Origin of the sequence: Bradyrhizobium tropiciagri, assembly GCF_018130545.1 — a bacterium.
Taxonomy (GTDB): Bacteria; Pseudomonadota; Alphaproteobacteria; order Rhizobiales; family Xanthobacteraceae; genus Bradyrhizobium; species Bradyrhizobium tropiciagri_A.
Genome location: NZ_JAFCKF010000002.1, coordinates 355224 through 368688 on the forward strand (window position 1 = coordinate 355224; position 13465 = coordinate 368688).

The window sequence follows — 13465 nt, forward strand, 5'->3', positions numbered from 1 at the left end:
GCTGTAGTAAGTTTGCCCCCTTGGCAAACTTCGTTACAAGCTGAGCGGCAGGTTGGGAATCTGTCGGGTCGTTGGGGAACGATCTGGCATTGCTAAGATAAGGGCGCGTCGCGCATGATGTTTGGAATGCGAGTGAGGGGGGGGCTGTTTGCCGCCTTGGTCATGTTCGCCGCGCCGGTGGCTGCCACCTTGGCGGCTGTAACTGTGTCTGCGCCTGCGCAAGCGCAGTCTGTCGATTCGATCACGGTGGAGGGGAACCGCCGCGTTGAACTCGAAACCATCCGCTCCTACTTCCATCCCGGACCGGGCGGTCGGCTGGGCCAGGCCCAGATCGACGACGGTCTGAAAGCGCTGATCGAGACCGGCCTGTTTCAGGACGTTCACATTGATCAACGGGGCGGCCGCCTCGTCGTCGTGGTGGTCGAGAACCCGGTGATCGGCCGCGTTGCCTTCGAGGGCAACAAGAAGATCAAGGACGAGCAGCTCACCGCCGAAGTCCAGTCCAAGCCGCGCGGCACTTTCTCGCGCCCGATGGTTCAGTCGGATGCGCTGCGGATCGCTGAAATCTACCGGCGCTCGGGCCGTTACGACGTGCGGGTCAATCCGCAGATCATCGAGCAGCCGAACAACCGCGTCGACCTGATCTTCGAGGTCAATGAAGGCGTGAAGACCGGCGTGCGCTCGATCGAATTCATCGGCAATAACGCCTATTCGGCGTCCCGTCTGCGCGACGTCATCAAGACCCGCGAATCGAACCTGCTGAGCTTCCTCGGCGGCAACGACGTCTACGATCCCGACCGGGTCGAGGCCGACCGCGACCTGCTGCGCCGCTTCTACCTCAAGAACGGCTATGCCGACGTCCAGGTCGTGGCCGCGCTGACCGAATACGATCCCGACAAGAAGGGCTTCCTGGTTACCTTCAAGATCGAAGAGGGCCAGCAGTATCGCGTCGCGTCCGTCAACTTCACCTCGTCGATCAATACTCTCGATCCGAACGCGCTGCGCTCCTATTCGCGGGTTAATGTCGGCTCGCTCTACAACGCCGAGGCGCTGGAGAAGTCGGTCGAGGAAATGCAGATCGAGGCGTCTCGCCGCGGCTACGCCTTCGCGGTGGTCCGGCCGCGCGGTGATCGCAATTTCGACAATCACACGGTGTCGATCACGTTCGCGATCGACGAAGGCCCGCGCACCTATATCGAGCGCATCAACATCCGCGGCAACAGCCGCACCCGCGACTACGTGATCCGCCGCGAATTCGACATCTCGGAAGGCGACGCCTACAACCGGGCGCTGGTCGACCGCGCTGAGCGCCGGCTGAAGAACCTCGACTTCTTCAAGACGGTGAAGATCACCACCGAGCCGGGCTCCTCCAGCGATCGCGTCATCCTGATCGTCGATCTCGAGGAGAAATCGACCGGCGACTTCTCGGTGTCGGGCGGCTATTCGACCACCGACGGCGCGCTGGCCGAAGTCAGCGTCTCCGAGCGTAACCTGCTCGGCCGCGGCCTGTTCGCGAAGGCGTCGGTCACCTACGGCCAGTATGCCCGCGGCTACTCGCTGTCGTTCGTCGAGCCCTATCTGCTCGACTACCGCGTCGCGCTCGGTCTCGACTTCTATCAGCGCCAGCAGCTGTCCAACAGCTACATCGCCTACGGCACCAAGACGCTCGGCTTCAGCCCGCGCCTCGGCTTCAGCCTGCGGGAAGACCTGTCGCTGCAGCTGCGCTACTCGATCTATCAGCAGGAAATCACCCTGCCGTCGACGCTGGCCAACTGTAACATGAACACCAGCAACGGCTTGCTGGCGTTCAACCCGTCGCCGGCCTGGGTGCAGGCGAACGGTGCAGCGGCTGCCAACGCGCTCGGTGCCACCGACGCCTCGGCCAATGGCCTGTGGTGCTATAGCGATGGCGAAGCCTCGCTGCCGGTCCGCAAGGAACTGGCGGCCGGTGCGACCATCACCTCGGCGCTGGGCTACACGCTCAACTACAACACGCTCGACAACAACAAGAACCCGACCGACGGTCTGATCATCGACTTCAAGCAGGACTTCGCGGGTGTTGGCGGCGACGTCAGCTACATCAAGAGCGCGATCGACGCGAAGTACTACACCCCGTTGGTCTCCGACATCGTCGGCGTGATCCACGCCCAGGGCGGTATCCTGAACAAGATGGGCAGCACCGAGCTGCGCATGCTCGATCACTTCCAGATGGGTCCGAACCTGGTTCGCGGCTTCGCGCCGAACGGCATCGGTCCGCGCGACATCAACCCCTACGGTACCCAGGACGCGATCGGCGGCACCAAGTATTGGGGCGTGTCGGCGGAACTGCAGATGCCGTTCTGGTTCCTGCCGAAGGAAGTCGGGCTCAAGGGCGCGGTCTATGCCGACGCCGGCGGCCTGTACGACTACCAGGGACCGACGTCGTGGACGGCGACGGGCGAAGTCAACACGCCCGGCTGTATCAAGCCGACCAACAACCCGCCGTCTCCGGGCACCTGCCTTGGCCTGCAGTATGACGACAGCAAGGTTGTCCGTACCTCGGTCGGTGTCGGTCTGATCTGGCAGTCGCCGTTTGGTCCGCTGCGCTTCGACTACGCAGTGCCGCTGACCAAGGGTGCGTATGACCGCGTGCAAGAATTCCGGTTTGGCGGCGGTACGACGTTCTAATACCGCTGCTCGACCGGACTGCGACGGATGGAATGGCGCAGCCGATCTTCTTCAAAAGTCCTCCTTCGTCATCGCTGGCTGACATTGCCACGCTGACGAAGGCGCAACTGGTCGACCCCGAAAGGGGCGCGCTTCAGATCAGGGGGCTGGCCTCGCTTGACGAGGCCGGTCCGATGCATCTCGCGTTCTTCGACAATCTCAAATACGCCGACCAGCTGGCCGCGACCAAGGCCGGCGCCTGCCTGGTCAGCCCGCGCTTCGAGGCGCAGGTGCCGAAGGGCACCGCGGTGCTGCGGGCCGCCAAGCCGTTCCAGGTGTTCGTCGAGCTCGCCCGCGAATGGCATGCCGACGCGCTGCGGCCGCAATCCTGGTTCGGGACCGAAGGTATCGCCCCGTCGGCTATCATCGATCCCACCGCGCGTCTCGAAGACGGCGTCATCGTCGATCCCTTGGTCGTGATCGGCCCGCGGGTCGAGATTGGCGCGGGCACCATCATCGGCGCCGGCGCGGTGATCGGCGCCGACGTCAAGATCGGCCGCGACTGCAATGTCGGCGCCAAGACCACCATTCAGTTCGCGTTGATCGGCAACAACGTACTGATCCACCCCGCCTGCAATATCGGCCAGGACGGCTACGGCTTCATCTTCTTCGGCCCGGCCGGGCATGTGAAGGTGCCACAGACCGGCCGCGTGGTGATCCAGAACAACGTCGAGGTCGGCGCCGCCTCGACCATCGACCGCGGTTCGCTGCGCGACACCGTGATCGGCGAGGGCACTAAAATCGACAATCAGGTCCAGATCGGCCACAATGTGACGATCGGCCGGCACTGCCTGCTCGCGGCTCAGATCGGGCTCGCCGGCAGCCTGACCATCGGCGACAATGTCGCGCTCGGCGCCAAGGTGGGCATCAACAACCACCTCAAGATCGGCGACGGCGCGCAGGTGACGGCGATGAGCGCGGTCAAGGACGACATCCCACCCAACGGCCGCTGGGGCGGGCATTTCGCCAAGCCGACCAAGCAGTGGTTCAGGGAAATTCTCGCGGTCGAGCGCCTGGTGCGCGACAACGAAGCCAAAGGCAAGGAACAGGAGTGATGGAGGAGGCACCGGTCAAATTCGAGCTCGTGGATATCAACGATATCCTGAAGACGCTCCCGCATCGCTTTCCGATGTTGCTGATCGACCGCGTGATCAAGATCCGCACCGACTACAGCGGCATCGGCATCAAGAACGTCACCTTCAACGAGCCGCCGTTCCAGGGACATTTCCCGGACCGGCCGGTGTACCCCGGCGTCATGATGATCGAGGCAATGGCGCAGACCGCCGGCGTGATCGGCATCAAGTCGGTCGAGGGTACCGAGAAGCCGCGCGCGGTGTATTTCCTCACTATCGACAAGTGCAAGTTCAGGAAGCCGGTGATGCCCGGCGACACCATCGAATACCACATGCGCTCGCTCGGCCGCCGCAAGACGATGTGGTGGTTTCACGGCGATGCCAAGGTCAACGGCCAGGTCGTTGCCGAGGCCGATGTCGGCGCGATGCTGACGGATTAAGCCGAGCAGCCGTTACGACGTCGTGCAGTTATATCGGCCGTCCGCGCCCGCGATTCGTAACACGCGATTGAGGTAGACGCCCATCGACGGCGCGCTCATCAGCGCGTCGAAGGTCGCAGCCGGGACGCCGCAATAGCGTTGGTAGCTGCCTCTGACCGCGACCAGCAGCGTGCGCTCGCCGGCGCTGTAGCAGACCCGTTGCACGATCGTGCTGCGATTGATGTCGCGGCATTCGAAGCGCGAGAGATAGACGGACGTGCTGTTGCCGAGATCGACGGTCTCCGGGCCGATCGGCAGAGAGAACAGGCTGAGGATCAGCGCGGCGGCCCGGACCATGGGATCGGTTGCGACCTTCTCTTGCAACAGGCGGTCATGATACGTCACTGGACAGGGCGGGCATAGTCGCGCTAACGACCGCTCAAATCGACTGATAGCACCTTGGCGCCACTAACGAATTCCGGACCGTAACGACATGAGCATGATCGACCCCACCGCGCGGATTGCGGATGGCGCTGTGATCGGGGCCGGCACCGAGATCGGTCCGTACTGCATCATCGGCCCCAATGTCGTGCTCGGCGAGAACTGCAAGCTGATCGCGCATGTCACCGTCAGCGGGCACACCAAGATCGGCGCCGGCTGCGTCATCTCGCCGTTCGCAGCACTCGGCGGACCGCCGCAGGATCTCAGCTATCGCGGCGAGCCGACCCGTCTCGAAGTCGGCGAGGCCTGCACGATCCGCGAGGGCGTGACGATGAACGTCGGGACGATCAAGGGCGGCGGGCTCACCCGCGTCGGCGATCGCGGCTTCTTCATGAACAACAGCCATGTCGGCCACGACTGCATCGTCGGCAACAACGCGATCTTCGCGACCTCGGCGACGCTCGGCGGCCACTGCGAGATCGGCGATTTCGTCTATATCGGCGGCCTGTCGGCGGTGCACCAGCTCACCCGCGTCGGCTCGCAGGCGATGATCGGTGGCGTCTGCGGCGTGCGCGGCGACATCATTCCGTTCGGGCTCGCCAACGGTCAGTACGCGGCCCTCGAAGGCCTCAACATCGTCGGCATGCGGCGGCGCCAGTTCACCAAGGCGCGACTGGCTGTGGTGCGCGCGTTCTATCAGAAGCTGTTCCACGGGACTGGCATCTTCGCCGAGCGGCTGGCGTCGGTGCAGCCGCTCGCGAGCGAAGATCCCGCCATCGCGGAAATCCTGACCTTCATCGAGGGCGGCAAGCACCGGCCGCTCTGCCTTCCCGCCGATACGAACTGAGCAGGGGATGGCCGCCAGCATGACGTCAGCGGCTCCCTCGCTTTCCTCGCCGGTCGGCGTGATCGCCGGCGGCGGCGCCATGCCGTTCGCGGTAGCGGATCAGCTCATCGCGCGCGGCATCACGCCGGTGCTGTTCGCGCTGCGCGGCGCCTGCGATCCCGCGCGTCTGCAGAAGTTTCGTCACCGCTGGATCTCGGTCGGCCAGCTCGGGCGGGCGACGCGGCTGTTCCGCGATGAAGGTTGCCGCGACCTGATTTTCATCGGCACCTTGGTGCGTCCCGCGCTGTCGGAGATCCGGCTCGACTGGGGCACGCTGCGCCTGCTCGGTCACGTCGTGCGCGCGTTTCGTGGTGGCGACGATCATCTGCTGTCGAGCGTCGGCCGCATCCTCGAGCAGCAGGGCTTTCGCATGGTCGGCATCAAGGATGTCGCGCCGGATCTCCTGATGCCGGAAGGCGCCGTGACGCGCGCGACGCCCGACAGCGCCGCGCTCGCCGATATCGCGCGCGGTCGCGGCGTGCTCGACGCGCTCGGCCCGTTCGACATCGGCCAGGCGGCCGTCGTGATCGACGGCCATGTGGTTGCCGTCGAGGACATCGAAGGCACCGATGGGCTGCTCGCGCGCGTGGCGCGGCTGCGCGCCGAGGGCCGCATTCGCGCCAAGGCCGGCCGCGGCGTGCTGGTGAAGGCGCCGAAGAGCAAGCAGGACCTGCGCTTTGATCTGCCGACCATCGGCCCGCGCACGGTCGAGGGCGCGGCAGCGGCCGGCATCGGGGGTATCGCCGTGATCGCCGGCAACACGCTCGCCGCCGAGCCGCAGGCACTGATCGAGGCTGCCGACGCCAAGGGATTGTTCGTCATCGGACTGGCCGGCTGATGCAGACGCCTGGTCCCAGCACCGGCCGCAAGATCTTCCTCATCGCGACCGAGGAATCCGGTGATCGCCTCGGTGCGGCGCTGATGAAGGTGCTGCGCGAACGGCTCGGTGATGCCGTGACGTTTTCCGGCGTCGGCGGCCGCGCCATGACAAGCGAGGGCATCGCCCCGCTGTTTCCGATCGAGGAGCTCTCGATCATGGGCTTTGCCGCGGTCGTGAAGCAATTGCCGAAGATCCTGCAATTGATCCGCCGCACCGCCGATGCTGTGCTCGCCGACGCGCCCGACATGCTCGTCATCATCGACAGCCCCGACTTCACGCATCGCGTCGCGCGCCGGGTCCGCGCGCGCAATCCGGACATCCCGATCGTCGACTACGTGTCGCCATCGGTGTGGGCCTGGCGGCCGGGCCGGGCACGCGCGATGCGAGCCTATGTCGACCATGTGCTCGCGCTGCTGCCGTTCGAGCCGGAGGAATACCGCAAGCTGCAGGGACCGCCTTGCAGCTATGTTGGCCATCCCTTGACCGAGCAGCTCGCTTCGCTCCGGCCGAACGAGGAGGAGCAGAAGCGGCGCGACGCGCAACCGCCGGTCCTGCTGGTTCTGCCGGGCAGCCGGCGCAGCGAGATCAGGCATCATCTCGCGCTGTTCGGCGCGGCGCTCGGCCAGCTCAACAAGCAGACCCAATTCGAACTCGTGCTGCCCACGATGCCGCATCTCGACGCGATGGTGCGCGAAGGCACAGCGTCGTGGCCGGTGGCGCCGCGCCTCGCCATCGGCGAGACCGAGAAGCGCGCCGCGTTCCGCACAGCCCGCGCGGCGCTCGCGAAGTCCGGCACGGTGACGCTGGAGCTCGCGCTATCAGGCATTCCGATGGTGACGGCCTATCGCGTCGGCGCCGCCGAGGCATTCATCCTGCGCCGCGCCATTCGGGTGTCGTCGGTGATCCTCGCCAATCTCGTGATTGGCAGCGATATCATCCCCGAGTTCCTGCAGGAGAACTGCACGCCGGATAAGCTCGCACAGGCGCTGGGTGAGGTGCTCAAGGATTCGCCCGATCGCCTGCGGCAGCTCGTGGCGTTCGGAACAATCGACGGCAAGATGTCGACCGGCGACCAGCCACCGAGCGTGCGCGCCGCCGATATCGTGCTGGCGGAAATAGACCGCCGCTCGAGCTAGCCAATCGATCATCACCTCGTCTGCGGCGACATCCTGCCGCAACGGTTCCGCTTGCGTTGAATATTTAGACTGCACTAATATTAGCTAAAGCTAATATTAGTGAGGAGCCCACGATGAAGATCGATCCGGTTGCCTATGTCGGAGCCGTCGTTCGCGACGTCGCCGTCCGGGAACGCGATGGCAAACCCGCGCGAGCGGTGATTGCGACCCGCAGCTACGACACCGACATCGCCGATCTCTGGGATGCGCTGACCAATCCCGAGCGCATTCCGCGCTGGTTCCTGCCGATCTCGGGCGATCTGAGGCTTGGTGGCCGCTACCAGTTCCAGGGGCAGGCGGGCGGCGAGATCACGACCTGCGAACCGCCACGTCGCCTTGCGGTGACCTGGGAGGCGATGGGTACCGTCAGCTGGGTTACAGTGACCCTGGCCGAGGATAGCGCCGGCGGCACGCGGCTCGAGCTGGAGCATCTTTCGCTGATCGAGGGCGACTTCTGGGATCGCTATGGGCCCGGCGCCGTCGGCGTCGGCTGGGACCTTGCTTTGATGGGGTTCGCGCTCTACATCGCCGCAGGCCTCGGCGGGCAGTTCGATCGCGCAGCCGCGGCGGCGTGGCCCGGTTCGGAGGACGGCAAGGATTTCATTCGCCGCAGCAGCTCGGATTGGTGCAGCGCCTCGATCAAGGCAGGCACGGACGAGGCGGCGGCGCGCAGGGCCGGAGCCAACACGACAGCGTTCTACTGCGGCGAGCCCGAGCCGGGTGGCGGGGGCTAGCGGCCCATGCACGCCTTCGACATTCTCGGCGATCCCGTCCGACGGCGCATCCTGGAGCTGCTGGCGACCGGTGAGCACAGTTCAGGCGACGTCGTTGTGGTCGTGCAGCGCGAGTTCGGCATCACCCAGTCGGCGGTCTCGCAGCAGCTGCGGATCTTGCGGGACGCCGGCTTTGCGTCGGTGCGCGCCGACGGCACACGCCGCATCTATGCCGTGGAGCCGGGGCGGCTGCGTGAGGTCGACGACTGGCTCGACCGGTTCCGCGCGTTCTGGCTGCCGCGCCTCGATGCGCTCGCAACCGAGGTCGCGCGGGGCAAACGAAAACGGCGCCATCGGGAATGATGGCGCCGTCTCGGTACTCGCAGTGATGCAGCTTACTTGCGCTTGTCGATCGGCACGTAGTCGCGGCGCGCGACGCCGGTATAGAGCTGGCGCGGACGACCGATCTTCTGCTGCGGATCCTCGATCATCTCGCTCCACTGGCTGATCCAGCCGACGGTGCGAGCGACCGCGAACAGCACGGTGAACATCGAGGTTGGGAAGCCCATCGCCTTCAGCGTGATGCCCGAATAGAAGTCGACGTTCGGATACAGTTTGCGATCGATGAAATAGGGGTCGCTGAGCGCGATCTTCTCGAGTTCAAGCGCGACCTTGAGCATCGGATCGTCGCCGTGGCCGGTCTCCTTCAACACCGCGTGACACATCTTCTGCATGATCTTGGCGCGCGGGTCGTAGTTCTTGTAGACCCGGTGACCGAAGCCCATCAAGCGGACTTCGCTGTTCTTGTCCTTCACCTTGGCGATGAACTCAGGGATCTTGTCGACCGTGCCGATCTCAGCGAGCATCGCCAGTGCGGCCTCGTTCGCGCCACCATGTGCCGGGCCCCACAGGCAGGCGATGCCGGCCGCGATGCAGGCGAACGGGTTGGCACCCGAGGACCCCGCGATGCGCACCGTCGAGGTCGAGGCATTCTGCTCGTGGTCGGCGTGCAGGATGAAGATCTTGTCCAGCGCGTCGGCGAGCACCGGATTGATCTTGTACTCCTCGCAGGGCACCGCGAAGCACATGTTGAGGAAGTTCTCGGCGAACGACAGCGAGTTCTTCGGATAAACGAAGGGCTGGCCGACCGTGTACTTGTAGGCCATTGCAGCCAGCGTCGGGATCTTCGCGATCATGCGGATCGAGGCGATCTCGCGCTGCTTCGGATCGTTGATGTCGGTGGAGTCGTGATAAAACGCGGCCAGCGCGCCGACGGCCGCGACCATGATCGCCATCGGATGCGCGTCGCGGCGGAAGCCTTGGAAGAAGCGGGCCATCTGCTCATGCACCATGGTGTGGTGCGTGACCATGTAGTCGAACTCCTTCTTCTGCGCCGGGCTCGGAAGCTCCCCGCGGAGAAGGAGGTAGCAGGTCTCGAGGAAGTCGCCGTGCTCGGCGAGCTGCTCGATCGGATAGCCGCGGTATTCGAGAATGCCGGCGTCGCCGTCGATGTAGGTGATCTTCGACTGGCAGCTGCCGGTCGAGGTGAAGCCCGGGTCGTAGGTGAACAGCCCGGCCTGGCCGTAGAGCTTGCCGATGTCGATGACATCAGGCCCAATCGTGCCGCTCAGGATCGGGAAATCGTAGTTCTTGTTGCCGATGGTGAGTGTGGCTGTCTTGCTGGATTTTGCGTCCATCGCGATATCCCCGATGAATTCGTTGCGAAAACCGACCTTGCCCAGTCGCTAAATTGCGGCCCATGGCGGGGCGGAACGGCTTGTTGAGAAGGCGTCCGGGATTGGGTAGCTCATTGCAATGTGCGCTGCAAGATGGACCCTGGAGGGGGTCCATGCAGGATCACACCGCCTGATCGGCGAGGCGGGCGAGGCACTCCTGGCGTCCCAGGACGGCCAGCACGTCGAAGATGCCCGGCGACGTTGTGCGTCCGGTCAGCGCCACCCGCAGCGGCTGGGCGACGGCGCCGAGTTTCAGATTGTTCTGCTCGGCGAAATTCCGCATGGCGGTCTCAGTGTTCTCCGCCGTCCAGTCGTTGACGGCTTCCAGCGCAGTTCGCAGACGGCCGATCAACGCGCGCGTGTCCGGCGTGAGCAGCGCGGCCGCTTTCGGATCGAGCTCAAGCGGCCGATCGGCGAAGATGAAGTAGGCGCCCGCGATCAACTCGATCAACGTCTTGGCGCGCTCCTTCAGGCTCGGCATCGCCCGCAGCAATTGCGCACGGGTCGTGTCGTTGAGCTTGGCCTTCAGCGCGGCGCCTTCAGGAACATAATCCAGCACGCGCTCGAACTGGGTCACGAGGGATTGATCGTCGCTCTGCCGGATGTAGTGCCCGTTGAGGTTCTCCAGCTTGGCGAAATCGAACCGCGCTGCGGAGCGGCCGATGCCCGAGAGATCGAACGCGTCGATCATCTCCTCGGTCGAGAAGATCTCCTGGTCGCCATGGCTCCAGCCGAGCCGGACGAGGTAGTTGCGCAAGGCGGCCGGCAGATAGCCGAGGGCGCGGTAGGCGTCGACGCCGAGCGCGCCGTGGCGCTTCGACAGTTTCGAGCCGTCGGGGCCGTGGATCAGCGGGATATGGGACATGCTCGGCAGCTCCCACTCCAGCGCGTCGTAGATCTGCTTCTGGCGCGCGGCGTTGATCAGGTGGTCGTCGCCGCGGATGATGTGGGTGACGCCCATGTCGTGGTCGTCGACCACGACCGCGAGCATGTAGGTCGGGGTGCCGTCGCCGCGCAGCAGGACAAGGTCGTCGAGGTTCTCGTTCTGCCAGACCACGCGGCCCTGGACCTGGTCCTCGATCACGGTCTCGCCGGTTTGCGGCGCCTTGAGGCGGATGGTCGGCTTGACGTCCGAGGGCGCGGTGGCCGGATCGCGGTCGCGCCACATGCCGTCATAGAGGCGGGTGCGGCCCTCGGCGCGCGCCTTCTCGCGCATCGCGGTCAGCTCCGCCGGCGTGGCGTAGCAGTAATAGGCCCGCCCGGCGGCCAGCAGGCCCTCGGCGACCTCGCGATGGCGGGCGGCGCGGCTGAACTGGTAGATGACGTCGCCGTCCCAATCGAGCTCCAGCCACTTCAGGCCGTCCAGGATGGCGTCGATCGCCTCCTTGGTGGAGCGTTCGCGGTCGGTGTCCTCGATCCGGAGCAGCATCTTGCCGCCGAGCTTCCTGGCATAGAGCCAGTTGAACAGCGCGGTTCGGGCGCCTCCGATGTGGAGGAAGCCGGTCGGTGAGGGGGCGAAGCGGGTAACGACGGAATTGGTCATGATCGAGTGCGACGTATGCTGGAATGGGCGGTGGTGTATAGCAGGAACCGGACATAACTAAAGCCTCGGTTGACCTTTTGCCGGCCAAACCAGACTTGAAACCAGACCTTGGCCGGACCGCACGAATTTGGCAGAAGGTTGAGCTGACTCCTCCAGGGAACCCATTGATGACGACTGACACGACGGCAGAGGCAGGGCGCGACTTCATCCGCGACATCGTCCAGGCCGATCTCTCCTCCCACAAGCACAACCGGATCGTGACCCGCTTCCCGCCGGAGCCGAACGGCTACCTGCATATCGGGCACGCCAAGTCGATCGCCCTGAATTTCGGCATCGCGCAGGAGTTCGGCGGCCAGTGCAATCTGCGCTTCGACGACACCAATCCGACCAAGGAGGAGCAGGAATACATCGACTCCATCCAGGCCGACGTCCATTGGCTCGGCTACGATTGGGGCAAAAACCTCTTCTTCGCGTCTGACTATTTCGAGCGCCTGTATGATTGGGCCGAAGGCCTGATCAAGGCCGGCTATGCCTATGTCGACGACCAGTCGCAGGAGGAGATCCGCACGTCCCGCGGCACGCTGACCGAGCCCGGCAAGAACTCGCCGTTCCGCGACCGTTCGGTCGAGGAGAACCTCGACCTGTTCCGCCGCATGAAGGCCGGGGAGTTTCCGAACGGTGCACGCGTGCTGCGCGCCAAGATCGACATGGCGGCCGGCAACATCAACCTGCGCGATCCCGTGCTGTACCGCATCCTGCACGCCCACCATCCGCGCACCGGCGACAAATGGTCGATCTATCCGAGCTACGACTACGCCCACGGCCAGTCGGACGCGATCGAAGGCATCACTCATTCGATCTGCACGCTGGAGTTCGAGGATCACCGTCCGCTCTATGAGTGGCTGCTCGACAAGCTGCCGGTGCCGTCGAAGCCGCGCCAGTACGAAATGGCCCGGCTGAACCTGACCTACACGCTGCTGTCCAAGCGCGTGCTGACCCAGCTCGTCCGTGACGGCCACGTCTCGGGCTGGGACGATCCGCGGATGCCGACCGTTGCCGGCCTCAAGCGCCGCGGCGTGCCGCCGGCCGCGGTGCGCGAGTTCATCAAGCGCATCGGCGTCGCCAAGGCCAACAGCGTGGTCGATGTCGGCATGCTCGAATTCTGCATCCGCGAGGAGCTGAACCGCACGTCGCTGCGCCGCATGGCGGTGCTGCGGCCGCTCAAGGTGGTGATCGAGAACTATCCGGAAGGGCAGGTCGAGGAGCTCGAGGCGATCAACCACCCCGACAATCCGGAAGCCGGCACCCGCAAAATCGCGTTCGGCCGCGAGCTCTATATCGAGCGCGACGACTTTATGGAGAACCCGCCGAAGAAGTTCTTCCGCCTCTCGCCCGGCAATGAGGTGCGGCTGCGCTATGCCTACTTCATCAAGTGCACCGGCGTGATCAAGAACGACGCCGGCGAGATCGTCGAATTGCGCGCAACCTACGATCCGCTGACCAAGGGCGGCAACGCGCCCGACGGCCGCAAGGTCAAGGCGACGATGCACTGGTTGCCGGCTGCGCAGTCGAAGCAGGCGGAGATCCGGATCTACAATCAGCTGTTCGCCAACCCGAGCCCGAACGCTGCCGATTTCGCCGCCGACCTCAACCCGCAGTCGCTGGAAGTACTCAGCGATGCGCGGGTCGAGCCTGCGATCGCCGAGAGCAATTCGCCCGAGGTGATGCAGTTCGAGCGGCAAGGCTATTTCGTGCGCGACGCGGACTCGACGCCGGACAAGCTCGTGTTCAACCGCACCATCGGCCTGCGCGACACCTTCGCCAAGGAAGTCGGCGGCAAGGGTTAGACAAGCGCTAGAATAGGCCAGCAAGGACAGCTGACGGAGGCGATCG

General features: G+C 64.9%; 12 protein-coding genes. 9 read left to right on the forward strand and 3 right to left on the reverse strand.

Annotated features, from left to right (window positions below; translation table 11 throughout):
• The first annotated feature begins 114 nt into the window (after positions 1-114).
• Genes bamA through fabZ form a run of 3 tightly spaced genes read left to right on the forward strand, consistent with a single transcriptional unit; the run spans position 115 to position 4219 of the window.
• A complete protein-coding gene (bamA, locus tag JQ616_RS08265; protein ID WP_212013587.1) occupies positions 115-2667 on the forward strand; it encodes an outer membrane protein assembly factor BamA in 2553 nt (850 codons plus the stop codon).
• 32 nt (positions 2668-2699) lie between these two features.
• A complete protein-coding gene (gene lpxD / locus JQ616_RS08270) occupies positions 2700-3761 on the forward strand; it encodes a UDP-3-O-(3-hydroxymyristoyl)glucosamine N-acyltransferase (RefSeq protein ID WP_212013589.1) in 1062 nt (353 codons plus the stop codon).
• Positions 3761-4219, forward strand: a complete 459-nt coding sequence (gene fabZ / locus JQ616_RS08275) for a 3-hydroxyacyl-ACP dehydratase FabZ (RefSeq protein WP_016841580.1) — start codon at positions 3761-3763, stop codon at positions 4217-4219. The genes lpxD and fabZ overlap by 1 nt, the downstream gene beginning before the upstream one ends.
• A 12-nt stretch (positions 4220-4231) precedes the next feature.
• On the opposite strand, the gene JQ616_RS08280 is transcribed toward fabZ, so the two are convergent.
• A complete protein-coding gene (locus JQ616_RS08280; RefSeq protein WP_349629971.1) occupies positions 4232-4582 on the reverse strand; it encodes a KTSC domain-containing protein in 351 nt (116 codons plus the stop codon).
• A 109-nt stretch (positions 4583-4691) separates the two neighbouring features.
• Between JQ616_RS08280 and lpxA the strand changes: the two genes are divergently transcribed.
• The 5 genes from lpxA to JQ616_RS08305 all read left to right on the forward strand — a co-directional run bounded on the left by lpxA (position 4692) and on the right by JQ616_RS08305 (position 8656).
• A complete protein-coding gene (gene lpxA / locus JQ616_RS08285) occupies positions 4692-5486 on the forward strand; it encodes an acyl-ACP--UDP-N-acetylglucosamine O-acyltransferase (protein ID WP_212013592.1) in 795 nt (264 codons plus the stop codon).
• 19 nt (positions 5487-5505) lie between these two features.
• A complete protein-coding gene (locus tag JQ616_RS08290; RefSeq protein ID WP_212013594.1) occupies positions 5506-6363 on the forward strand; it encodes an LpxI family protein in 858 nt (285 codons plus the stop codon).
• Positions 6363-7541 carry a lipid-A-disaccharide synthase gene (gene lpxB, locus JQ616_RS08295; RefSeq protein WP_212013596.1) on the forward strand — a complete coding sequence of 393 codons (1179 nt, stop codon included), beginning with the start codon at positions 6363-6365 and terminating at the stop codon, positions 7539-7541. The genes JQ616_RS08290 and lpxB overlap by 1 nt, the downstream gene beginning before the upstream one ends.
• Positions 7542-7654: 113 nt before the next feature.
• Complete coding sequence (locus JQ616_RS08300; protein WP_212013597.1) at positions 7655-8314, forward strand: SRPBCC family protein; 660 nt, start codon at positions 7655-7657, stop codon at positions 8312-8314.
• 6 nt (positions 8315-8320) lie between these two features.
• The gene (locus tag JQ616_RS08305) at positions 8321-8656 is read left to right on the forward strand and encodes an ArsR/SmtB family transcription factor (RefSeq protein WP_212013598.1); all 336 of its coding nucleotides are present in this window, start codon (positions 8321-8323) and stop codon (positions 8654-8656) included.
• Between the two features lie 32 nt (positions 8657-8688).
• Here JQ616_RS08305 and gltA read toward each other — a convergent pair whose 3' ends face one another.
• Both gltA and gltX read right to left on the reverse strand, forming a co-directional pair.
• Entirely contained in the window at positions 8689-9990 is a 1302-nt protein-coding gene (gltA, locus tag JQ616_RS08310) for a citrate synthase (RefSeq protein ID WP_212013599.1), read from the reverse strand.
• A 160-nt stretch (positions 9991-10150) separates the two neighbouring features.
• Positions 10151-11572: a glutamate--tRNA ligase gene (gene gltX, locus JQ616_RS08315; RefSeq protein ID WP_212013600.1), complete on the reverse strand. Its 1422-nt coding sequence runs from the start codon at positions 11570-11572 to the stop codon at positions 10151-10153.
• Between the two features lie 167 nt (positions 11573-11739).
• Between gltX and JQ616_RS08320 the strand changes: the two genes are divergently transcribed.
• The gene (locus tag JQ616_RS08320) at positions 11740-13419 is read left to right on the forward strand and encodes a glutamine--tRNA ligase/YqeY domain fusion protein (RefSeq protein ID WP_212013601.1); all 1680 of its coding nucleotides are present in this window, start codon (positions 11740-11742) and stop codon (positions 13417-13419) included.
• The last annotated feature ends 46 nt before the right edge of the window (positions 13420-13465 follow it).

Bases quoted from the DNA above. Each gene is read 5' to 3' on its own strand.
- bamA (WP_212013587.1), top strand. From the start codon at position 115: ATGATGTTTGGAATGCGAGTGAGGGGGGGGCTGTTTGCCGCCTTGGTC.
- lpxD (WP_212013589.1), top strand. From the start codon at position 2,700: ATGGCGCAGCCGATCTTCTTCAAAAGTCCTCCTTCGTCATCGCTGGCT.
- fabZ (WP_016841580.1), top strand. From the start codon at position 3,761: ATGGAGGAGGCACCGGTCAAATTCGAGCTCGTGGATATCAACGATATC.
- lpxA (WP_212013592.1), top strand. From the start codon at position 4,692: ATGAGCATGATCGACCCCACCGCGCGGATTGCGGATGGCGCTGTGATC.
- JQ616_RS08290 (WP_212013594.1), top strand. From the start codon at position 5,506: ATGACGTCAGCGGCTCCCTCGCTTTCCTCGCCGGTCGGCGTGATCGCC.
- lpxB (WP_212013596.1), top strand. From the start codon at position 6,363: ATGCAGACGCCTGGTCCCAGCACCGGCCGCAAGATCTTCCTCATCGCG.
- JQ616_RS08300 (WP_212013597.1), top strand. From the start codon at position 7,655: ATGAAGATCGATCCGGTTGCCTATGTCGGAGCCGTCGTTCGCGACGTC.
- JQ616_RS08305 (WP_212013598.1), top strand. From the start codon at position 8,321: ATGCACGCCTTCGACATTCTCGGCGATCCCGTCCGACGGCGCATCCTG.
- gltA (WP_212013599.1), bottom strand. From the start codon at position 9,990: ATGGACGCAAAATCCAGCAAGACAGCCACACTCACCATCGGCAACAAG.
- gltX (WP_212013600.1), bottom strand. From the start codon at position 11,572: ATGACCAATTCCGTCGTTACCCGCTTCGCCCCCTCACCGACCGGCTTC.
- JQ616_RS08320 (WP_212013601.1), top strand. From the start codon at position 11,740: ATGACGACTGACACGACGGCAGAGGCAGGGCGCGACTTCATCCGCGAC.